This window comes from Streptomyces sp. Ncost-T10-10d (assembly GCF_900091955.1).
Classification (GTDB): Bacteria; Actinomycetota; Actinomycetes; order Streptomycetales; family Streptomycetaceae; genus Streptomyces.
This window is the reverse complement of sequence record NZ_FMDF01000054.1, coordinates 39,950-60,357: the sequence shown is the minus strand read 5'-3', so window position 1 is coordinate 60,357 and position 20,408 is coordinate 39,950. Positions and strand designations below refer to the sequence as shown.

The 20,408-nt window shown below is 71.5% G+C and carries 15 protein-coding genes and 1 pseudogene; 5 read left to right on the top strand and 11 right to left on the bottom strand.

Translation table 11 applies throughout. The features are described 5' to 3' along the window. From GA0115254_RS07890 to GA0115254_RS07850, 10 genes and pseudogenes are all read right to left on the bottom strand, one after another. Positions 1–1,656: pseudogene (locus tag GA0115254_RS07890) on the bottom strand (hypothetical protein); the annotation flags it as partial. A gap of 59 nt (positions 1,657–1,715) precedes the next feature. Further along, on the bottom strand, positions 1,716–2,648 hold the full coding sequence (locus tag GA0115254_RS07885) for a hypothetical protein (protein WP_093894570.1): 933 nt from the start codon (positions 2,646–2,648) through the stop codon (positions 1,716–1,718). After that, positions 2,645–2,836 (bottom strand): hypothetical protein, encoded by a 192-nt coding sequence (locus GA0115254_RS43755; protein ID WP_141720776.1) that lies wholly within the window; start codon positions 2,834–2,836, stop codon positions 2,645–2,647. The genes GA0115254_RS07885 and GA0115254_RS43755 overlap by 4 nt, the downstream gene beginning before the upstream one ends. Continuing rightward, positions 2,833–4,359 (bottom strand): hypothetical protein, encoded by a 1,527-nt coding sequence (locus GA0115254_RS07880; RefSeq protein WP_093894569.1) that lies wholly within the window; start codon positions 4,357–4,359, stop codon positions 2,833–2,835. The genes GA0115254_RS43755 and GA0115254_RS07880 overlap by 4 nt, the downstream gene beginning before the upstream one ends. An 83-nt stretch (positions 4,360–4,442) precedes the next feature. Further along, complete coding sequence (locus GA0115254_RS07875) at positions 4,443–8,099, bottom strand: hydantoinase B/oxoprolinase family protein (protein ID WP_093894568.1); 3,657 nt, start codon at positions 8,097–8,099, stop codon at positions 4,443–4,445. Next, the gene (locus GA0115254_RS07870; RefSeq protein ID WP_093894567.1) at positions 8,096–9,055 is read right to left on the bottom strand and encodes an SGNH/GDSL hydrolase family protein; all 960 of its coding nucleotides are present in this window, start codon (positions 9,053–9,055) and stop codon (positions 8,096–8,098) included. Before GA0115254_RS07870 ends, GA0115254_RS07875 begins: the two co-directional genes overlap by 4 nt. Continuing rightward, entirely contained in the window at positions 9,052–10,215 is a 1,164-nt protein-coding gene (locus GA0115254_RS07865; RefSeq protein WP_093894566.1) for a glycosyltransferase, read from the bottom strand. The genes GA0115254_RS07870 and GA0115254_RS07865 overlap by 4 nt, the downstream gene beginning before the upstream one ends. Beyond that, positions 10,212–11,363: a glycosyltransferase family 4 protein gene (locus tag GA0115254_RS07860; protein ID WP_093894565.1), complete on the bottom strand. Its 1,152-nt coding sequence runs from the start codon at positions 11,361–11,363 to the stop codon at positions 10,212–10,214. Before GA0115254_RS07860 ends, GA0115254_RS07865 begins: the two co-directional genes overlap by 4 nt. 154 nt (positions 11,364–11,517) lie before the next feature. Further along, positions 11,518–12,936: a hypothetical protein gene (locus GA0115254_RS07855; RefSeq protein ID WP_093894564.1), complete on the bottom strand. Its 1,419-nt coding sequence runs from the start codon at positions 12,934–12,936 to the stop codon at positions 11,518–11,520. 219 nt (positions 12,937–13,155) lie between these two features. Further along, positions 13,156–13,548 carry an ankyrin repeat domain-containing protein gene (locus GA0115254_RS07850; RefSeq protein WP_093894563.1) on the bottom strand — a complete coding sequence of 131 codons (393 nt, stop codon included), beginning with the start codon at positions 13,546–13,548 and terminating at the stop codon, positions 13,156–13,158. Positions 13,549–13,862: 314 nt separating this feature from the next. Here GA0115254_RS07850 and GA0115254_RS07845 point away from each other — a divergent pair, with 314 nt between their 5' ends. Together GA0115254_RS07845 and GA0115254_RS07840 are read left to right on the top strand one after the other, a co-directional pair. Beyond that, positions 13,863–14,057 carry a hypothetical protein gene (locus GA0115254_RS07845; protein WP_037696696.1) on the top strand — a complete coding sequence of 65 codons (195 nt, stop codon included), beginning with the start codon at positions 13,863–13,865 and terminating at the stop codon, positions 14,055–14,057. Between the two features lie 37 nt (positions 14,058–14,094). Continuing rightward, on the top strand, positions 14,095–15,699 hold the full coding sequence (locus GA0115254_RS07840) for an ATP-binding protein (RefSeq protein ID WP_093894562.1): 1,605 nt from the start codon (positions 14,095–14,097) through the stop codon (positions 15,697–15,699). Positions 15,700–15,769: 70 nt separating this feature from the next. Here GA0115254_RS07840 and GA0115254_RS07835 read toward each other — a convergent pair whose 3' ends face one another. Then, the gene (locus GA0115254_RS07835; RefSeq protein WP_093894561.1) at positions 15,770–17,269 is read right to left on the bottom strand and encodes an SCO1417 family PLP biosynthesis transcription factor; all 1,500 of its coding nucleotides are present in this window, start codon (positions 17,267–17,269) and stop codon (positions 15,770–15,772) included. 102 nt (positions 17,270–17,371) lie between these two features. On the opposite strand from GA0115254_RS07835, the gene GA0115254_RS07830 reads away from it, so the two are divergent. The 3 genes from GA0115254_RS07830 to GA0115254_RS07820 are packed head-to-tail and all read left to right on the top strand — an operon-like array spanning position 17,372 to position 20,277. After that, positions 17,372–18,094: a membrane protein YczE gene (locus GA0115254_RS07830; protein ID WP_093894560.1), complete on the top strand. Its 723-nt coding sequence runs from the start codon at positions 17,372–17,374 to the stop codon at positions 18,092–18,094. Beyond that, a complete protein-coding gene (locus tag GA0115254_RS07825; protein WP_093894559.1) occupies positions 18,091–18,855 on the top strand; it encodes a glycerophosphodiester phosphodiesterase family protein in 765 nt (254 codons plus the stop codon). Before GA0115254_RS07830 ends, GA0115254_RS07825 begins: the two co-directional genes overlap by 4 nt. A gap of 48 nt (positions 18,856–18,903) precedes the next feature. Next, positions 18,904–20,277 carry an MFS transporter gene (locus GA0115254_RS07820; RefSeq protein ID WP_093894558.1) on the top strand — a complete coding sequence of 458 codons (1,374 nt, stop codon included), beginning with the start codon at positions 18,904–18,906 and terminating at the stop codon, positions 20,275–20,277. The last annotated feature ends 131 nt before the right edge of the window (positions 20,278–20,408 follow it).

The following is a 20,408-nucleotide window of genomic DNA, read 5'->3' as shown; positions in this document are numbered from 1 at the left end:
GGCGGTGTCCCACGCGGCGACGGCGGACTGCTCGGCGTCGCTCGCGGCGAGGGCGGCGCGCGCCGGGTCCGCGTCCGGCGCGGTGTTGTCGAGCCAGCCGGCCCGTACCGCCTCTGCTGTCTCCTGCTCGACCTCGGCAAGTCGCTGGCGCAGATGTCCGGCCTCGCTGCGGGCGCGCTGGGCCTCGGTGGCTGCGGTGGTGGCATCGCGGTGGCCGGTCTCGCCCGCCGTCTGGAGGGTGTCGGAGCGCGCCTCCTCCTCGTTGGCCAGGGTCTCACCGGCCTCCGCCGCGGTGTGCAGGGCCCGTACGAGATCGGCGGCAGCCTTGGCGCGGGCGGCGAGCGCAGGCGCTGCGTCACGCTCCGCCTCGCGGATGGCGACGGCTACACGTGCGGAGCGGTCGGCGGCGGCGCGGTGTCGCAGTACGGCCTCGGCAGCCTGCCAGGCGGAGTGCAGGGTGCGGGCGTCGACCAGTTCGCGGCGCTGGGCGGCAGCGCCCTTCTCCGCCGCTGTCAGGGCCAGGGAGGCGTGCCGGTAGGCCAGTTCGGCCGCGATCAGGGAACTGCGGCTGCGGGCCTCCTCGGCAGTGGTGACGGTGTGCGCGGCGCCCGTCACCTGTTGGGCGAGCTCGGCGGTCCGGCCGCGCTCCTGGCCGGCGCGGGCGGAGAGCCTGCGGGCGAGCGTACGGGTGCGGCGCTCGGCGCCCGCGTGGATGTCGCGGGCGCGGGACCGGATGCCGGCGGCCTCGACGATCCGGCCGAGCAGATCGACCGAGCCCGCGGTGAAGTCGCGCTCCGCGGTCAGCTCGGCCCGGCGGCCGAGCTTGTTGCCGAAGCCGCTCACCAGGTCGGCGAGCCCGTCCGTGTCACGGGTGTCCGTGACGGCGCGGAGGAGGAGGTCGGTGAAGTCGGAGTCCTTCTTGACCGCGAAGAGGCCGGCCGCCTCGCCCTCGTCAGCGTTCATCTCACGCTGGTAGCGGAAGAGTTCGGGGTCGAGACCGAGGTCGCCGAGGTGCTCGTTCCAGCGGTCGTGGATCTCTTCCCAGTGCACATCCAGGTGCTGGTAGAACTTGCCCGCCTCGGTCAGGGCGTCGCGGAAGCCCTTCATCGTACGCCGCCGGCCCTGCGCACCGGAGACGCCTTCGACGGGGCGGTGCACGGAGGTGGCCTCGGCGACCGGCAGGGAGTCCAGGCCGAGACCGGGCCCGGGGCGGAATGAGTACCAGGCCTCGGCGAATTTCCGCGGGTCGTTGGAGACCTGCCGTCCACGCCACTCGCTCACCTTGCCGACGACGACGCACTCGCCGGTGAGGGTGTGCTGCCACTCCAGGGCGACATGGCCGCAGTCATCGGCGAGCAGGAACTTGCGCAGTACGCCGGAGCTGGCGCCGCCGAGGGTGTTGCGGTGGCCGGGCAGCATCACCGAGAAGATCAGCTTCAGCAGCACCGACTTGCCGCCGCCGTTCTCCAGGAAGAGCACACCGGCAGGGGCGGGGCGGCGCGGCGGGCCGACCGGCTCCTCCTCGAAGAACTCCGCCTGTGCCGGGGCGGGGTTGGGCACGGGATCGCCCACTCCACGCAGGTCAAGCACGGTGTCGGCATAGCGCGCACCGGCAGGCCCGATGGAGTAGAGGCGGACCCGGGACAGCTCGTACATGGCGGCGGACTCTCGTCGTTCAGACAGCGGGGGGAGACGGCGGTGGTGGGGCGGGCCGGTCAGGCGTGGAAGGGCAGACCGGCGTCGGCGACCAGCTCCAGGTCGTCGGGGTCGGGCGGCGGCAGCAGCGTTGCCGTTCCGTCGGTCACCGGCACGACTCCGAGTTCCAGCAGTTCGGCCATAGCGGCGTTGCCCGCCATGTCGCGGACCTGGAGCTGGTAGCGGGCGGTGGTACGGAAGGCGCCTCCGGCGTCGTCCCCGGTGCGCTGGAGGAAGCCGGAGTCGGTGAGGAAGGCGACGGCCTTGCCGACGATGCCGGTGGTGGAGCCGGCCAGCCTTCGGGCGTCCTTCGTGGCTCCGGTGGAGCTGCGCCGGGCGTAGATCCGCCAGGCCGCCTCCAGTCCGGGGGCGTCGGTGGCCGGGTCGGTGTTGTCGCCGTGCTCCTCGGCGCGCTCCTCCAGGCGGTGGCACGCCTGGCGTACGAACGAGTCGACGCCGTTGACGGTGATCCGGCCGATGTACGCGTCGTCGGCGAGATCCTCGGGGCGGGGGAAGGCCATCGCGGCGACGGCCAGGTGCGCGAGCCCGTGCAGGAAGCGGTCGGCGGAGTCGGATGAGGCGCGGCGGGCGTAGTCGCCCATGCGGACGGCGAAGACCGAGTCCTCACCGGCGGTCACGGCCATGCCGGCGCGGGTGGACACTTCCAGGACGACCAGGCCGAGTCCGGTCGCCACTGCGTCGGCGAGCCGGGCGAAAGTGGCCTCCTCCCGGTACCGGCGGAGCAGTTCGGCGTATTCGGCGTCGCGTGCGGGCAGCAGTTTGGGCTGCAGTCCGAAGGCGACGAGCCGGGCGGCGTCGGCTGCGTCGGCCGGGGTGACGGGTGCGGTGGCGGCTGCGGGCCCTGCCGGGTCGGCGGGCGTCGGGATCTCGGTCGCGTACGCGGCGGTCGGCTCGCTCCACGCGTCTGCGTACTGTGCGCGGTGGTCGCTCACGACTGTCGCTCCTCGATGCGGAAGTTCTTCGGTACGGGGTGGACGACACCGGTCCTCGCGGCGTCCGTCCTGGGCGGCACGGTCCTGCCCGCGCACACCTCGTGGGCGCGGGCGCCTCGGCCACGTCCATGGTCGACGTGCGCCGACCGGGTCGGCGAGGCGTCTGCCTCACGGGGCGCGGCGCTCATGACGCCTCCGAGCGGTCCGCGGCCATTCCGGCCGCGTCCAGCAGGGCCGTACCCACTATCAGGTCCGCGCCGCCGAACTCCGGGTCGTCGAGTTGTGTCCCGTCGTCGACGGAGAACAACAGGCGCTGCTCGCCCTGCCGGTAGGCGGTGCCGACCGGCGGACTCGCGGCGTGCACCGCGAGCAGAGCGACCAGATAGGGCAGTTCGGGATCGCGGCGCCGGGCCTCCGCGAGGAGTCCGGAGAGCCGACGCGGGGCGTCGTGTTCCAGATCGAGGAGTTCCATGGCGCTCGCGAGCTGCTCCTCGCTGAACCTGCTGTCGTCCGGGGTGGCGATCAGATCGGGTTCGGGCATTGCGGCGCCCAGGTGTTCCCGCTCCAGGGGCGGGGTGAGCAACATGTCGACGAGGTCGCCCACCCGCATCGAAGTGGGGGTGCGCAGCCCGGTGCCTTGGGCGAAGTACGCGTCCGTGACGCGGATGGCCTGTTCGACGGGGAGTGGCAGCAGCGGGGCGACCAGCTGACCGTAGAGATCGAGGCCTGTGCGGGCCGTGGGGGTGGCGAAGGCCTGCCGGTCCTGTTCGGCGCGGAAGAGCGGTCCGGCTTCCAGCAGGCGGGACTGCAACTGGGTGTGGCGGCGGATGCAGTCCTTGACGATGTCGACGAGCTCGGCGGCGCGCCGCTTGTGCTCGGGCTCCTCGGCCTCGTCGCGCGCCTTGCGGATGTTGGTGAGGATCGCGTTCTCGTGGCGGTAGCGGTCGGCGACGTGATCGAGTGCTTCGGCGATCATGTCGGGTACCGCATTGAGCCAGTCGACGGCCCGGACGTTGCGCCGGGTGGCCTCCAGCGTCTTGCGGAGGGTCTCCGCGTACTGAACGGTGCGGTAGCGGGCCTGCTCGGCGGCGAGTTGTGCATCAGCCAGGCGGCCCCGGCTGATGAGGACCTCCAGCTTCACCTCGGCGGCGATCTGGGCGCTGGTGACGTCTGTGTCGAGGGCGCCGACGAGAACGTTGACCGCCTCGTCGGTGGCCCGGAGATAGACCGTGCCGCCGTACCCCGGGACCTCTTCGATCAGCTTGAAGTCGTAATCGCGGCGGACATACACCCCATCGGGGCCGAAAGTGCCGTACACCGCACGGAATCCGCGGTCGACGCTGCCGACATTGATCAGGTTCTCCAGCACCCAGCGGGCGACCCGCTCGTGCTCGGCGGCCGGGCGGTACGGGGCCTGCGCGGCAACGCGGGGAAGCAGCCTGGTCACTATCTGGTCGTGGTCGGCACCCGTGTCGAAGTCCATGTTGAGGGTGACGTGGTCGATCGCCGCGAGTGCGACCTCGGCCATCGCGTAGACGGTGTACTCGCCGGCCAGATTCACCTTGCGCACATCGAGGTCGTGCAGGGGTGCCGTGCAGGCGAGCGCGCGCAGCCGCCGCGAGAGCCCCTCGTCGGCGGCCGGGCCCGGGGCAGGCCGCGGCCCCGCGCTGAGCTGGGGCGCAGCGTTGTCCGTGTAGGCAGGCGAAGTCACGCTGCACAGATTAGGTCCTCACACTGACAACGGTCGAAACGGCGCAGAAGCGACCCCTTGCCCGGAGCCGGCCGACGCCGGCTTCACCGCCGTTCCCCGGTGCGTTCCGGGCGGTCGTTCCGGCCCGGCTCCGGGGCTCCGTAGCCCCCGCCGCCCGGTGTGCGGAGCACGAATACGTCCCCCCGCTCCAGTTCCGCCGTGTCACAGCCGCGCAGTGGCGTGACCGTCCCGCCGTCGGAGCGCTCGATGTGCTGCTCACCCAGCGCGCCGGGTTCACCGCCCGCCATGCCGTACGGCCGGACCCGGCGATGGCCGGAGAGCAGCGCCAGGGTCACGGGTTCGAGGAAGCGGATTCGCCGCTCCACACCGCAGCCGCCGCGCCAACGCCCCGTACCCCCGCTGCCGTCCCGTACCCGGAAACTCTCCAGCAGCACGGGGTAGCGCCATTCGAGGACTTCGGGGTCGGTGAGGCGGGAGTTGGTCATGTGGGTCTGTACCGCGTCGGCGCCGTCGAAGCCGTCGCCCGCGCCCGATCCGCTCGCCACGGTCTCGTAGTACTGGACCCGTTCGTTGCCGAAGGTGAGGTTGTTCATCGTGCCCGAACCCTCGGCCTGGATGCCGAGCGCCGCGTACAGAGCACCGGTGACGGCCTGGGACGTCTCCACGTTTCCCGCGACGGTGGCCGCCGGATGGACGGGGGCCAGCATGGAGCCTTCCGGAATTCTGACCTCCAGGGGCTTGAGACACCCGCTGTTGAGCGGGATGTCGTCGGCGACCAGGGTCCGGAAGACGTACAGGACAGCCGCCATCACCACGGATTTCGGCGCGTTGAAGTTACCCGGCTGCTGCGGTGAGGTGCCGGTGAAGTCGACGACTGCGCTGCGGGTGCCCCTGTCCACGGTGAGGGCGACCTCGATGACCGCGCCGTTGTCGGTCTCGTAGCGGTAGGCACCGTCGTGCAGTTCGGCGATGATCCGGCGGACGGACTCCTCTGCGTTGTCCTGTACGTGCCCCATGTAGGCGGCGACGGCCTCGGTCCCGAACTGATCGGCCATGCGCCGGAGTTCGGCGATGCCCTTCTCATTGGCGGCGATCTGGGCGCGCAGATCGGCGAGGTTGGCGTCCGGGTCGCGGGAGGGGTACACGGCGGTGGTGAGCAGTTCGCGTGTCTCGGCCTCGCGGAGTCTGCCGTCCCGTACCAGCAGCCAGTTGTCGAACAGCACTCCTTCCTCGTGGATGGTGCGGCTGAAGGCGGGCATGGAGCCGGGGGTGATGCCGCCGATCTCGGCGTGGTGTCCGCGTGAGGCAACAAGGAAGCGCAGCTCCGGTTTTTCACCACCGGTCTCGTCGAACACGGGTGTCACCACGGTCACATCAGGCAGATGTGTGCCGCCGTGGTACGGGTCGTTGATGGCGTACACATCGCCTGGCCGCATCGCGCCACTGTTGCGCCGCAGCACCTCCTTGATGGACTCGCCCATCGAACCGAGGTGCACGGGAATGTGCGGGGCATTGGCGATCAGATTGCCGTCCGCGTCGAAGAGGGCGCAGGAGAAGTCGAGCCGCTCCTTGATGTTGACGGAGTGGGCCGTGTTCTCCAGGCGCACACCCATCTGTTCGGCGATCGACATGAAGAGGTTGTTGAAGACCTCCAGCATGACGGGGTCGACCCGGGTACCGACGGCCGTGCGGTCCGGGCGCGGGCGGACCCTGGTGAGCAGCAGATGGCCGGTGCCGGCGAGGGCGGCCTGCCAGCCCGGGTCGACGACAGTGGTGGCATCCGCCTCTGCGATCACGGCAGGGCCGTTCACGGTGTCCGCGGGGTGCAGTTCCTCGCGCCGGTGGAGCGGGGTGTCCTGCCATCGGCCGTCGGTGAACATCCTTACGGTGTCGTGCGGTTGAGGTTCTGCGCTCTCACGGGGTGTGCGGACGGCCGGGCGCGGTTCGTGCTGTCCCGCCGTTCCGATCGCCTCGACCGACACCGCCTCGACGACCAGGGGTTTGTCCATGGTGAACGCGTAGCGTGCGCGGTGCTCCGCGGTGAACGCCTCGGCCATGGCGGGTGCGCTGTCCAGGCCGACGGGCAGGCTCGAGTCCGTACCGGCGTAGCGCAGGAACACGCGGGCGTGGGTGCTGATCGCGCTGTCGGGGATGGCGTCGGCGTGCAGTTCGGCGCGGGTGCGGGCGGCGAGTTCGTCGCAGAGTTCGCCCACCGCGGTACGGGTCGTCTCACTCAGTTCCGCCTCGACGGACTGTTCGCGCATCGCGGTGGCGTCGGCGAGACCGATGCCGTACGCGGAGAGCACGCCGGCCAGGGGCGGTACGAGGACGGTGTCGATGCCCAGGGCGTCGGCGACGGCGCAGACGTGCTGGCCTCCGGCGCCGCCGAAGCCCGTCAGGGCGTAGCGGGTGATGTCGTGCCCGCGCTGCACGGAGATCTTCTTGACCGCGTTGGCCATGTTGAGCACGGCGATCTCCAGGAACCCGGCGGCGACCTCGGCCGCTGTGCGCCGCGTTCCGGTGGCGCCCGCCACGTCCTCGGCAAGCGCGTCGAAGCGTTCGCGGACGAGGTCCGCGTCGAGTGGAAGGTTGCCGTCCGGCCCGAAGACTGCCGGGAAGTGCGCGGGCTGGACCCGGCCGAGCATCACATTGGCGTCGGTGACGGTCAGCGGGCCGCCTCGGCGGTAGCAGGCCGGGCCGGGGATCGCGCCCGCCGAGTCGGGGCCGACGCGGTAGCGGTGGCCGTCGAAGTGGAGGACGGAACCGCCGCCGGCGGCGACGGTGTGGATGTTCATCATGGGGGCGCGCATCCGTACACCGGCCACCTGAGTACCCAGTTCGCGCTCGAACTCGCCCGCGTAGTGCGACACATCGGTGGAGGTTCCGCCCATGTCGAAGCCGATGACCCGGCCGAATCCGGCCTGTCCGGACGTACGGGCCATGCCGACCACGCCACCGGCGGGGCCGGAGAGCACCGCGTCCTTGCCCCGGAAGTGGGAGGCTTCCCGCAGCCCACCGTTGGACTGCATGAACATCAGCCGGATGCCGTCGAGTTCGCGGGCGACCTCGTCGACGTACCGGCGCAGGATAGGCGAGAGATAGGCGTCGACGACGGTGGTGTCGCCGCGTGGTACGAGCTTGATCAGCGGGCTCACCTCGTGCGAGCAGCTCACCTGGGTGAAGCCTGCCTCGCGGGCTGCGGCGGCCACGGCGCTCTCGTGTCCGGGGTGGCGGTAGCCGTGCATCAGGACGACCGCCGCACTGCGCAGTCCGTCGGCCCGGGCCGCCATCAGTCGCTCGGCCACGGCGTCCCGGTCGAGCGGTGTGACGACCCGGCCGTGGGCGTCGATCCGCTCGGGGACCTCGATCACCCGCTCGTACACGGCCTCGGGCAGCAGGATGCGGCGGTCGAAGAGTTTCGGCCGGTTCTGGTACGCGATGCGCAGCGCGTCGCGGAAGCCTTCCGTGATGACCAGGACGGTCGGCTCACCGCGCCGCTCCAGCAGGGCGTTGGTGGCGACCGTCGTGCCGATCTTCACCGTGCCGACCCGGTCGGCGGGGACCGGGTCGGTGGGGCCGAGGCCCAGCAGCCCCCGGATTCCGGCCACGGCGGCGTCGCGGTAGCGGTCCGGGTCGTGGGAGAGCAGCTTGCGGGTGAGCAGGTGCCCGTCGGGATCCCGGCCCACGACATCGGTGAACGTCCCGCCACGGTCGATCCAGAACTCCCAGCGTCCCGTCATCCCTCCATACTGCCGCGCGGCACGGGCAACGGTCCTGAGGGCACGGCCCGCTCCCCGGCAGCCGGCGAACCGATCGGTGCCACGGCGGCCAGCGCGCTCCGCAGCGCCGCCTCGGCCCGCCGGGCCGGCCGTCGGCCGGTGCCGCAGACCCGGTGCCCCACCTCCGCTCCGGCCAGACACAGCAGCTGGGGCAGCAGATCGGTGCTTCTGCGCGCCAGCCGGCCGGTGCCGGCGGTGGCCAGCCAGAACCATGTGTCGGCCCGGCTCGGGGGCGGCTGCTGGGCTTCGAGCCCCGGCGTGGCGCCGTGTGCCAGACCCCGGGCGGCCAGCAGCTCGTGGAAGCCGGCCGCGACCGTCCGGTGACCGCGTTCGGCCGGGTGGAGCCGGTCCGCGCTCCACAGCGAGCGGTCGCGGACCCACGCCCGGTCCGCCATGTGCAGATGAACGGCGTCGTAGCGTTCGGACAGTGCGTGCACGACGGCGTTCACCGCGGCCTGGCGCCGGGCGAGCGGCCTGCCCAGGGGCGCGGGGAGCCCGAGCACGGCGCCGGGGTCGGGCAGACAGGCGGTCAGGAGTACGGCTCCGCTCTCCGTCAGGAGCGCGCAGACCGGGTCGAGGCGCCGCGCGAGGAGCCGGATGTCGAACGTGCGGCGCAGGGTGTCGTTGACGCCGACGACGACGGACACGAGGTGGGGCCGGAACGCGGCCGCCGCCGCGGCCTGCCGGTCCAGGACGTCACCGGACTGCGCGCCGCTGACGGCGAAGTTCCTGAATTCCACGCCCCGTCGGCTGTCCGCGAGACCTTCGGCGAGCAGTGCGGCCCAGCCCCGTCGGCCACCGGGGACGGGATCGCCGACGCCTTCGGTGAACGAGTCCCCGAGCGCGGCGAACCGTACCGGGGAGAAGCTCGTGGACGGGTGCGGTCCCGGGTTGTCCGACGGCACCGCCCCCTTCATGTCCGTACCCCCGGAATCCCGCCCCGGTCCGGCACATCGTGCGCGGCCAGGAACGCGGCCACCGAGCGGTCCCAGCCGAAGAGTTCGGCCCGTCGCCTCGCCTCGGCGCGACGCCCGTCGTGCGGGCGCCCGAGCAGCTCCCGTACCGCGGCTGCGAACGCCTCACCCGTGTCCGCGGCGGCCAGTCCGGCACCGCCGATCACTTCCGGCAGCGCGGAACTCTCGCTCGCCACCACCGGGGTGCCGCAGGCCAGTGCCTCCAGGGCCGACAGGCCGAACGTCTCGGCGGGTCCGGGCGCCAGGCAGATGTCGGCCGCGGCCTGCAGATCCGCCAGAGTCTCCCGGTCCCGCACATGGCCCAGGAATTCGACCGGCAGCCGCCGCGCCCGAGCTGTGTTCTCCAGGCCCGCACGCAGTGGCCCGTCGCCCGCGACGACCAGCGCCGCGCGCACCCCCCGGTGCCGCAGCTCGGCAATCGTCTCCAGGGCCCGGCCGGGGCGTTTCTCGACCGAGAGCCGCGAGCACAGCAGAAGCAGCACGTCCCGGCCGTGCAGGTGCCGGGCGCGCAGCACCGTACTGCGCCGGTGGGGGCTACAGCGCCGCAGGTCCACGCCGAGCGGGGCGCGCACCACGTTGCGGGCGCCGATGCGCAGGAACTCGCGCTCCGCCCATTGCGTGGTGCACACGATCCGGGTGTACGCGTGGGCGCTGCGCGCGTTGAGGCGGTCGGCCGTCCGCCCGGCCGCGGCGGCCGGGACGCCCCAGGTGCGCAGCACCCCGTCGGCCGTCTCGTGGGAGACCATCACGGCGGGCACCCTGGCACGTCGCGCCCACTGCCCCGTCCAGCGCAGCGTGGTCCGGTCGGAGACCTCGAGACGGTCGGGCCGCAGCGTTTCCAGGAGGTGGCGGAGACTGCGCCGGCCGGTCAGTACGCGGTAGCCTCCGCTGCCCGGCAGGACCGGCCCGGGGAGCGTGATCACCCTCCCCTGCTCCGTACGCTCGTCGCTCCGTGTGTCGCCGGGCACGATGAGCACCGGCTCGTGCCCGGCCGCGAGATAGCCGCGGCCGAGTTCGTCAAGGGCGGTGCGCAGTCCGCCCGATGACGGGGTGATGAAGTTCGCCAGCCGGACGATGACCGTCCGCCGTTCGCGGCCGGTCATGCCACCACCGCCGTCCGGTCGCGCAGCACCTCGTCGTAGTGGTCCAGGAGTTGGTCACCCACGGCCTGCCATGTCCGGCCCTCGACCGTGGCCCGACCGGTGGCGCCGTAGGCCGCCGCGAGCGCCGGGTCCGCGGCGAGTGCGCCGACTGCCGCCGCCACGGCACCGGTGTCGAGCGGCGGGACCAGCAGCCCGGTCCGCCCGTGGTCGACGAGGTCGAGCGGTCCGCCCGCGGCCGGGGCGATCACGGGTACTCCGGAGGCCATGGCCTCCTGCACCGTCTGGCAGAACGTCTCGTACGGTCCTGTGTGCACGAACATGTCCAGCGAGGCGAAGAACCGGGCGAGGTCGTCCCCGGTTCTGCGGCCGAGGAAGACCGCGCCGGGCAGGGCGGTCCGCAGCGATGCATCACTGGGTCCGTCTCCGACGACCACGACCCGGACCCCGGGTGTCGCGCAGGCCCCGGCAAGGAGTTCGACGTGTTTCTCCGGGGCGAGCCGTCCGACGTACCCGACGAGCCGCTCCCCGCCGGGGGCGAGACGGCGGCGCAGTGCCTCGTCGCGCAGTCCGGGCCGAAACCGTGCGGTGTCGACGCCGCGTGGCCACAGCCGTACCCGGGGCACGCCGTGTTCGGTGAGGTCGCGGACGGCGGCGGTGGACGGGGCGAGCGTGCGGTCGGCGGCGCGGTGCACTGCGCGCATCCGGCGCCAGGCGGTGTTCTCGCCGGTGCCGAGATACGTACGTGCGTAGCCGGCCAGGTCGGTCTGGTAGACGGCCACGGTCGGCAGCCCGAGCCTGGTCGCGGCTGCCATGCCCCGTACGCCGAGCACGAACGGTCCTGCCAGATGGACGAGTTCCGCGCGGTGCGCGGTGAGGGCGGCCGTCAGCCGTCGGCTCGGCAGTGCCACCCGGACCTGTGGATAGCCGGGCAGGGGAAGCGAGGGGACCCGCACCACGGGGCACGGTGCGTCGGCTTCGAAGGCGTCGGAGCGCTCCGAACGGGATGTGGTCGACGCGCCCGCCGTGGCCGGGGCGACGACAAGCGGTTCGTGGCCGCGGCCGGCGAGATGCCGGGCCGTCTGCAGGGTGCAGTGGGCCACGCCGTTGACATCGGGCGGGAAGGATTCGGTGACGATGACGACACGCATACCCGTGTTGTCGCCACGCCGGACGTGTCCGGGCCGACTTGGATCTTTCCGCCCGGGGAACGTCCCATGAGCATTTGAGCCGAGCACGCCCCCGACGCGCTGCTCGCCCGTTCGCGCCGCGCGCCCCCGACGCGCGCCGCTGTGCGTACTCCGGTCAGACCGCGGGGGTGTCGGGCCCGATCCTGCTGCGTACCGCTGTCTGCACCTCGGCCTCCTCGGCCGGGTCCGCGGCGAGTCGGCGCAGTCGCTCGGCGACCCTGATGTCGCCGGTCTCGGCATGGAGTGCGGCGACCTCGCGGGTGGTCTCCTCGCAGTCCCACAGGCATTCGACGGCGAATCCGGTGGCGAAGGACGGGTCGGTTGCGGCCAGTGCGCGGGCCGCTCGGCCGCGCAGGTGGGAGGAGGACGTCTCCCGGTAGACATGGCGCAGTACGGGGGCCGCGCAGGCGATGCCCAGCCTGCCCGTGCCGTCGACGAGGGTCCACAGGCGTGGTGCGTCCGGGCCTTCGCCCCGCACGGCCTCGCGGAGTGCTCCGAGGACCAGCGAGGCGTCCTGGGCGCCGCCCCGGCAGGCGAGCACACCGGCCGCGGAGGCGCCGAGCGCGTCGGGCCGTCGGGCCCAGCGCCTGGCGCGCTCCACCGCCGCGTCGCCGCACATCCGCTCGAAGGCGGCGACGGCCGCGTCGGCGACGGTGCGCGAGGCGCCGACCGCGGCGATCTCGATCAGGTCGAGCACAGCAGGATCCCTGGCCTCGGCCAGATAGTGCAGGGCGGCGCAGCGTGCGCCTTCCGGGCCGCTGCGGGCGGCCTCGATGATCGTGGACCGGTCCTCGGGTCCGGCGACGGCGGTGAGACAGCGAGCAGCCGGGACATGGAGGACGCTGCCGCGTTCGATTCCCTGCTGGGCCCAGTCGAGGACGGCCTGGACGCTCCAGCCGGGACGGGGGCCGCCGGGCCGCATCTGCCGCTGCCAGCGGTCGAAGGAGCCCTGTTCGGAGGCGGCCCTGACCCTGGCGCCGACCTCTTCGCGCGGGTCGTCCGCCCAGAGCCTCCAGGGGCGGGGCTCGAAGGCGTCCCGTGCGGCCGCGGCCAGTTCGGCGGCGCCCTCCTCGGTGGCCGGGAACCGGCCGAGCACGGGTACGGCGAGGGCGCGGAGCCCCGCGTCGTCGTCACGCAGGGCGAGCTCGTCGAGGGCCCAGGCCCAGTTGGCTCCGGTCGCGGCGTACCGCCGCAGCAGGGCCAGGGCGTCGTCCCGCCCGTACGAGGCGAGGTGGCCGAGCACGGCGAGGGCCAGCCCGGTGCGTGAGTCGTCGGTGTCGAGGTGGTCGTCGGGATCACACAGATGGCGCTCGATCTCTTCGATACCGCCGTCGAGGTCGAGGTACAGGCGTGCGTAGTAGAGCGAGCGGTTCTCCACCTGCCAGTCGTGACGCGGATCGCTCAGGACACAGTGGTTGAGAGCCGCCAGGGCCTCGGGGCGTGGTGCGGCGAGCGCGTGGAGCGTGCCGTCGCCACGGCCCCTCTGCAGCAGGCCGAGCAGGGTGCCGCTCGGCGCTATGAACGGATCAAACATGGAAAAAGCCTCACATCAAGCTGTCGACGCAACCGGGACTGTGCAGTTCCAAGTGCCGGGTGGGGCACTACGCCGCGCAGCAACATGATCGGCCGACCGCCGTCTTCTGCTTGGTGTAGACCATCTTCCTCTGCCTCTCGTCGGTGGCCCGAACCGGGCCCGCGACGTCATGATGACCCAGCCATTTCGCCACCGCGACCACATTTACGGCGTACCCGGTCAGCGGGAGCCGAAGAGTTCCAGCAGGTCGGCCTTGCCGAACATGCGTGCAGTGTCCAGTGCGGAGGGGGTTCCGGCCGACGGGTCGGCCCCTGCGGCGAGCAGCGCCTCGATCACCGCGCCCTCGCCCTTGAAGACGGCTCCGGCCAGCGGTGTCTGTCCGCGGTCGTTGGCCCGGTCCGGGTCTGCGCCACGGCCGACGAGGGCGGTGACCGCGGCGGCGTGCCCGTGATAAGCGGCGAGCATCACCAGCGAATCGCCCCGGTCGTTGGTGAGGTTCACAGGAACACCTGCGTCGACATAGGCGGCGAGTGCTTCGGTCTCGCCGCGGCGGGCCAGGTCGAAGACCTTCGTCGCCAGCTCGACCACCTCGGGATCGGGGGTTTCGCTCATCGGACGGACCGCCTTCCATCAACCGGTTTCACACTGTCGATCTGCTGGGGCGTACGGCGCCGGCGCCGTACGAGTGAATCGACAGGGTACTGCTCGACCGAGCACATGACCCGGCCCGCCCATGGCGAAGGATCGCGCCCGGTGACGGCGGAACAGCGCGTGACATCGATGTTTCCGTCCTGCCGATGCTCCCGCGCGGGCCAATCAAGTGAAAATACAGACTTTTCACCTGAATGCAGCTTTTATCGTATAGATACTTTCGGTGAACCTGGAAGGACTCATGGTGACCGTCCCCCTAACCAGGAGAACCTCTCATGATCCTGTCCATGTCAGGCGTAGTCATCCTCGGCATCATCGTCTTCCTGTTCTTCAGGAAGGACGGCCTCAAGGCATCGCACGCCGTCGTCACTGCCATGTTCGGCTTCTATCTGGCAGGCACCGCCATCGCACCGAGCATCACCGCGGGCGGCGCGAGTCTCGCCGGTCTCTTGGGCGGGATCAAATTCTGACCCTCCGCCACCACTCCCACCCCGTCAGGAGACCGACGTGGCCCGGCGACCACTCCCCCGCATTCTGAGCAGCGGCAGCGCCTCGATCACTCGCAGTCGCGAGTTCGCGCGCACGGCCGCCGACAACGCCACCGACATCCTCCATCCGCTGATCACGGTCACTCGTGGTCTGCGGTTGCTGGCCGGAGCCGGACGGCAGAAGTGGGCCGCGACGCCCAAGGACAAGCGTGGTCCGACGCTGTTCACCGTCGCGGCCTGCGTATTCGTGGTCGCACTCATCCCGTACGGGTCCGTGCTCGCCCTGGTGACGGTGATGGGCGCGGCCGCATGGAAGGGCCGGGAGCGGACTCCCGCGAAGACCGGCCCCGACGAGGCGGAGACCGGGCGGCTGCGGTCCCTGTACGAGGCGCTCGTGCCGTACTTCTCCGTGGCCGACGACCCCAGTCCGCTGTTCGCCCACGGCGGCGACTGGGACAAGGTCTTCAGCGATTACGAGTTCGACGGCAACGGGCGCCCGACACGTCTCCAGGTGCAGTATCCCGCCTACTTCACCGACAGCGAAGCCGCCTCCCGCATCCGCATCGAGCAGCTGCTGCACGCAAAGTCGGGCCGTGGCCGCGAGTACCACTTCGCCTGGGACGAGGAGGGCAACCGGCTCGTCATGAGCGTGCTCGACGCCCTGCCCACCTCGATCGGGGCCCAGCGCTTCGTCACCGCCCCCGGCGAGACCGTGCTGGGTTTCACCGACGGCGACGCGGTGCAGCGCACCGTTCCGGTGAACGACGGCGACGAGACCCGCGACGCACCTCCGGTCGTCTGGCGGACCGGCGCCCGCTCCACCGAGCCGCATCTGCTGGTCGTCGGACAGCCCGGCAGCGGCACCACCACGCTGATGCGCTCCATCGCCCTGCAGGCGCTCCAGCACGGTGACATCCTCATCATCGAAGGCAGCGGAACCGGCGAGTACGCCTGCCTGACCGGGCGCGACGGTGTACTGGCCGTGGAGTGCGGTCCGGCGGGCGCACTGGCGACCCTGGAGTGGGCGGCCAACGAGACGGAGCGGCGGCTGATCGCGGCGAACCGGGCCCGGCAGTCCGGCCACCCCGCCCCCGACGACATCAAGCGCCCGCTCTGGATCCTCCTGGACCGGCCCAGCGTCCTCGGCCACCTGGCGGCAGCCGACGGAAAGCCCGACCCCCAGGAGTTGCTCCAGGTGCCGCTGCGGCACGGCAGGTCGGCCAACGTCACCGTGGTCGTCACCGATCAGTTCGACAGCCTGGACACCCTCGGCGAGACCGTACGGACCCACACCAGGGCCCGGGCCGTGCTCGGCAACTGTTCCCGTGACCAGATCGAGTCGGTGCTCGGCACGGAGCCGCACACGACGCCGACACCGGACGTCCCGCCCGGCCGGGGGTACGCGCGGCTCGGCACCGGCCCCGTACTGCGGCTCCAGGTCCCTGCCACCCCCGATCCGTACGACGAGGCGACCAGCGAGGCGCAGCGGCAGGCGGTCCTCGGGCTGCTCCCCGGGCTGCAGTCACCGGCCGAGGAGACCGCGCCGGTCGGGGCGAGCGTGCCGGACCCGGCGATGCCGCGCACCGTGACCGCGGCCGTCGAGAGCGTGGCGGTCGGCGACTGAACAGACGGCCCAGGGCTGCTCAGGGGTGACGGACCGGCTGATCCGTCACCCCTGAGCAGCTCCATGTCGATCACGCGACGAACGTCCGCGGCGCCTCCACTCCCGCACCCGCCCCCGAACTCACCAGCTGCGCCGCCGCCGCGAGCCGTACCGCCGCCTCGTCCGCGACCGGCCCGGCAACCGTGAACGGCAGCCGTACATACCCCTCGAAGGCGCCGTCGACACCGAACCGGGGGCCGGAGGGAACGCGTACGCCGACCCGCTCCCCCGCCACAGCCAGCCGGGAGCCGGAGAGGCCGCCGGTACGCACCCAGAGGGTCAGACCACCGCGCGGAACCGAGAACTCCCAGTCCGGCAGCTCCCGGCGGACCGCGGCGACGAGCGAGTCCCGGTTCTCCCGCGCCTGTTCGCGCCGGACCTGCACGGCCTGCTCCCAGCCGCCGGTACGCATCAGCCAGTTGACGGCGAGCTGCTCAAGGACGGGCGTCCCCATGTCGGCGTAGGCGCGGGCGGCCACCAGGCTGCGGATCACATCCGGGGCGGCGCGCACCCAGCCGATCCGCATGCCGGCCCAGAAGGCCTTGCTCGCCGATCCGACGGTGAGCACGGTGGAGCCCGCCGGATCGAAGGCGCAGACCCGGCGCGGCATCTGCACATCGGCGTCGAGATACAGCTCGTTCATGGTCTCGTCGACGACCAGGACCGTACCGGCGGAGCGGGCGGCTTCCACCAGGTCACGGCGCCGGTCCTCGTCGGCCAGCGCACCGGTGGGGTTGTGGAAGTCGGCGACGACGTAGGCGAGCCGCGGCGCCGCGTCCCGCAGTACCTGCCGCCACCGGTTCATGTCCCAGCCGCCGAGCCCCTCCTCCATCGCCACCGGCACCAGCCGGGCGCCCGCCTCCCGCATCAGCTGCAGGATGTTGGCATAGCTCGGGGACTCCACCGCGATCCGTTCTCCGCGGCCCGCGAAGAGGTGGCAGATCGCGTCGATGGCGCCCATCGCCCCGGTGGTCACCATGATCTGTTCGGGCATGGTCGGGATGCCACGCTCGGTGTAGCGGTCGGCGATCATCTGCCGCAGTGCGGGCAGACCGGCCGGGTAGTCGCCGTGGGTGTGGGCGTACGGCGCCAGCTCCTCCAGGGCGCCCTGGACCGCCCGGGTCAGCCACGGTTCGGGGGCGGGCAGCGAGGCGCAGCCCAGGTCGATCATCGAACCGAGCGACTCCGGGGGAAGCGGTTCCAGACCGCGTGCGGGCAGTGGATTGCCCGCGGGCACGGCGGTCCAGCTGCCGGCACCCCGGCGGGACTCCAGGAATCCCTCGGTCCGCAGGGCCTCGTACGCGGCGGCGACGGTGGTGCGGCTGACGGACAGGGCGAGCGCCAGTTCACGCTCTGCGGGGAGCCGGGCGGCCACCGGCACCCGGCCTTCGAGGACGAGCAGACGGACTCCGTCGGCCAGCGCGCGATAGGCGGGCGGCCTGCGGGCACCCGGTCCGGCGGGCCGGGGCTGTTGGGCCTGGAGCTGCCGGGCGAGCTGTGCCGCACCGACTGCCGAAGTCCACTGCGCCATGAAAATCAGTCCACCTTCCTCGGATTGGCCATAGTTGGCGGCCAATCCCCTGCCACAGAGTGACATGCGACAGTCCACTACCACCACTCAAGGGGGCACTTCTTGTCCATCACCCCCGTCCCTCGCGGGGCGCACCTCACTCGAAGGCTGATTCAGCTGTACGTCGGCCTTGCGCTGTACGGGGCGAGCTCGGCGCTCCTGGTCCGCGCCGGTCTCGGCCTCGAACCCTGGGGTGTACTGCACCAGGGACTCGCCGAACGCACCGGACTGTCCATCGGGGTCGTCTCGATCATCGTCGGCGCCGCCGTTCTGCTGCTGTGGATACCGATCAGGCAGCGTCCCGGCCTGGGCACCGTCTCCAATGTCTTCGCCATCGGCATCGCCATGGACGGCACGCTGGCCCTCGTGCCCGAAGTGCAGGGCCTCGCCGCGCAGATCGCCGTGATGGCCGCCGGTGTCGTGGTCAACGGTGTCGCGACGGGGCTGTACATCGCGGCACAGTTCGGCCCGGGACCGCGCGACGGGCTCATGACCGGTCTGCATCTGCGTACCGGCCGCTCCATCCGGCTCGTCCGCACACTGATCGAGGTGGCGGTCGTGGTGACCGGCTTCGTGCTCGGCGGCTCGCTCGGCGCGGGCACGGTGCTCTACGCCCTGGCCATCGGCCCGCTCGCCCAGTTCTTCCTGCGCCTCTTCGCAATCGGCGGGAAGCCGGCAGCAGCGGCCGCCGGATCCGATGCCGTGGCAGCCGTCGCACCCGGGTCGGACGGCGTCGACACCACCGTCACCACCCGGACACCGGAGCAGGCCATACTGCCGCAGTGACCTCCGTACTCCACCCCTATCTGGACCATCCCGCGACCATCCCCTTCGCCCATCGAGGCGGTGCCGCGGACGGGATCGAGAACACCACGGCCGCGTTCCGCCGGGCCGCCGACGCCGGGTACCGCTACTTCGAGACCGATGTGCACACCACGGCGGACGGCCGTCTGGTGGCCTTCCACGACGCCACTCTGGACCGGGTGACGGACGCCCGGGGCCGGATAGCCGAGCTGCCGTGGAGCGAGGTGCGGCAGGCCAGAGTGGCGGGCCGGGAGCGACTGCCGCTGTTCGAGGAGCTGCTGGAGACATTCCCCGAAGCCCGCTGGAACGTCGACATCAAGGCCGAGTCCGCCCTGGTCCCGCTGGTCGATCTGATCCGCCGGGCGGATGCCTGGGACCGGGTGTGCGTCGGCTCGTTCTCGGAGACCCGGGTCGCCAGGGCCCACCGCCTCGCGGGGCCCCGGCTCGCCACCTCCTACGGCGTCCGCGGCGTGCTGGGCCTGCGGCTGCGTTCGTACGGCATACCGGCGGCGCTGCGGTCCGGTGCGGTGTGCGCGCAGGTGCCGGAGAGCCAGAACGGCGTCCGGGTGGTCGACCGGCGCTTCGTACGCGAGGCACACGCACGCGGACTCCAGGTGCACGTCTGGACGGTGAACGAACCCGAGCGGATGGCGGCGCTCCTCGATCTCGGTGTGGATGGCATCATGACCGATCACATCGAGACGCTGCGTACGGTGCTGAACGAGCGGGGGGCCTGGGCCTGACGCGCCGGTCGTGCGAGGTCTCCACGGGGAGAGACGAGGGGGTGCGGGTTGAGCGCCGAGACCGCGGACACCGCTGAACCGACTGGACTCACGACGGGTTCCGCCGACGCCGCGAGCCGCAGACGTGAACAACGCGGCTGGTATTTCTACGACTTCGCCTGCTCCGTCTACTCGACGAGCGTCCTGACCGTATTCCTCGGCCCCTATCTGACGTCGGTCGCGAAGGCGGCCGCCGACGCCGACGGTTTCGTGCACCCGCTCGGCATACCGGTGCGCGCAGGATCGCTGTTCGCCTACGCGGTCTCCGTGTCCGTCGTGGTCGCGGTGATCGTCATGCCGGTCGTGGGCGCCGCCGCGGACCGTACGGGGCGGAAGAAGCCCCTTCTCGCGGCCGCCGCCTATGTGGGGGCCGCCGCGACCACCGGCATGTTCTTCCTGGACGGCCACCGCTATCTGCTGGGTGCGTTCCTGCTGATCGTGGCGAACGCATCGGTCTCGGTGTCGATGGTGCTCTACAACGCCTATCTGCCTCAGATCGCCGGACCGGACGAGCGGGACGCGGTCTCGTCGCGCGGCTGGGCTTTCGGATACACCTCGGGCGCGTTCGTCCTCGTCCTGAATCTGGTCCTGTACACGGGCCACGACTCCTTCGGCCTCTCCGAGTCCGACGCAGTGCGGATCTGTCTCGCATCGGCCGGCGTCTGGTGGGGCGCCTTCACCGTCGTACCACTGCGACGGCTGCGCGACAGGCGGGTGACGGCGGGCGGCGAGGGGGCGGTCGGCTCGGGGTGGCGGCAGCTGATGGCCACCCTGCGCGACATGCGCCGCCATCCGCTGACGCTCTCCTTCCTGCTGGCGTACCTCGTCTACAACGACGGCGTGCAGACGGTGATCTCCCAGGCCTCGGTGTACGGCTCCGAGGAGCTGGGCCTCGACCAGACGACGCTGATCACGGCCGTGCTGCTGGTGCAGGTGCTCGCGGTGGCCGGAGCGCTGGGAATGGGCCGACTGGCGCGGGTGTACGGCGCGAAGCGCACGATCCTGGGCTCGCTCGTCGTCTGGACGCTGATTCTCGTCGCCGGCTATTTCCTGCCCGCCGACGCGCCGGTCTTCTTCTATCTGCTTGCCTCGGCGATCGGTCTGGTGCTCGGCGGCAGCCAGGCGCTGTCGCGCTCACTGTTCTCCCATCTCGTGCCGCACGGCAAGGAGGCCGAGTATTTCTCCGCGTACGAGATGAGCGACCGGGGACTGAGCTGGCTGGGGCCACTGGTGTTCGGTATCGCGTATCAGCTGACCGGGAGCTACCGGGATGCGATCATCTCGTTGGTGATCTTCTTCGTGGTCGGTTCCGTACTGCTCGCGAGGGTGCCGATCAGACAGGCCGTGGCGGCTGCGGGGAATCCCGTTCCGGAACGGATTTAGACGTTGAAGTGAAAGGCCGGTAGTGTACGCCTTTGGCCTGCCCGGAGGACCGTTACTGCGAGTGGAAGAAGCCAAACCGTTGGGTGACAACTTCCGTCAGATGTGACAAACCGGGCATTGGCGGGTACTTG

What these genes read in the sequence shown, in the direction of transcription:
- GA0115254_RS07865 (WP_093894566.1), bottom strand. Translation starts at nt 10,215, where the DNA reads ATGACCGGCCGCGAACGGCGGACGGTCATCGTCCGGCTGGCGAACTTC.
- GA0115254_RS07845 (WP_037696696.1), top strand. Translation starts at nt 13,863, where the DNA reads ATGATCCTGTCCATGTCAGGCGTAGTCATCCTCGGCATCATCGTCTTC.
- GA0115254_RS07850 (WP_093894563.1), bottom strand. Translation starts at nt 13,548, where the DNA reads ATGAGCGAAACCCCCGATCCCGAGGTGGTCGAGCTGGCGACGAAGGTC.
- GA0115254_RS07870 (WP_093894567.1), bottom strand. Translation starts at nt 9,055, where the DNA reads ATGAAGGGGGCGGTGCCGTCGGACAACCCGGGACCGCACCCGTCCACG.
- GA0115254_RS07875 (WP_093894568.1), bottom strand. Translation starts at nt 8,099, where the DNA reads ATGACGGGACGCTGGGAGTTCTGGATCGACCGTGGCGGGACGTTCACC.
- GA0115254_RS07835 (WP_093894561.1), bottom strand. Translation starts at nt 17,269, where the DNA reads ATGGCGCAGTGGACTTCGGCAGTCGGTGCGGCACAGCTCGCCCGGCAG.
- GA0115254_RS07855 (WP_093894564.1), bottom strand. Translation starts at nt 12,936, where the DNA reads ATGTTTGATCCGTTCATAGCGCCGAGCGGCACCCTGCTCGGCCTGCTG.
- GA0115254_RS43755 (WP_141720776.1), bottom strand. Translation starts at nt 2,836, where the DNA reads ATGAGCGCCGCGCCCCGTGAGGCAGACGCCTCGCCGACCCGGTCGGCG.
- GA0115254_RS07860 (WP_093894565.1), bottom strand. Translation starts at nt 11,363, where the DNA reads ATGCGTGTCGTCATCGTCACCGAATCCTTCCCGCCCGATGTCAACGGC.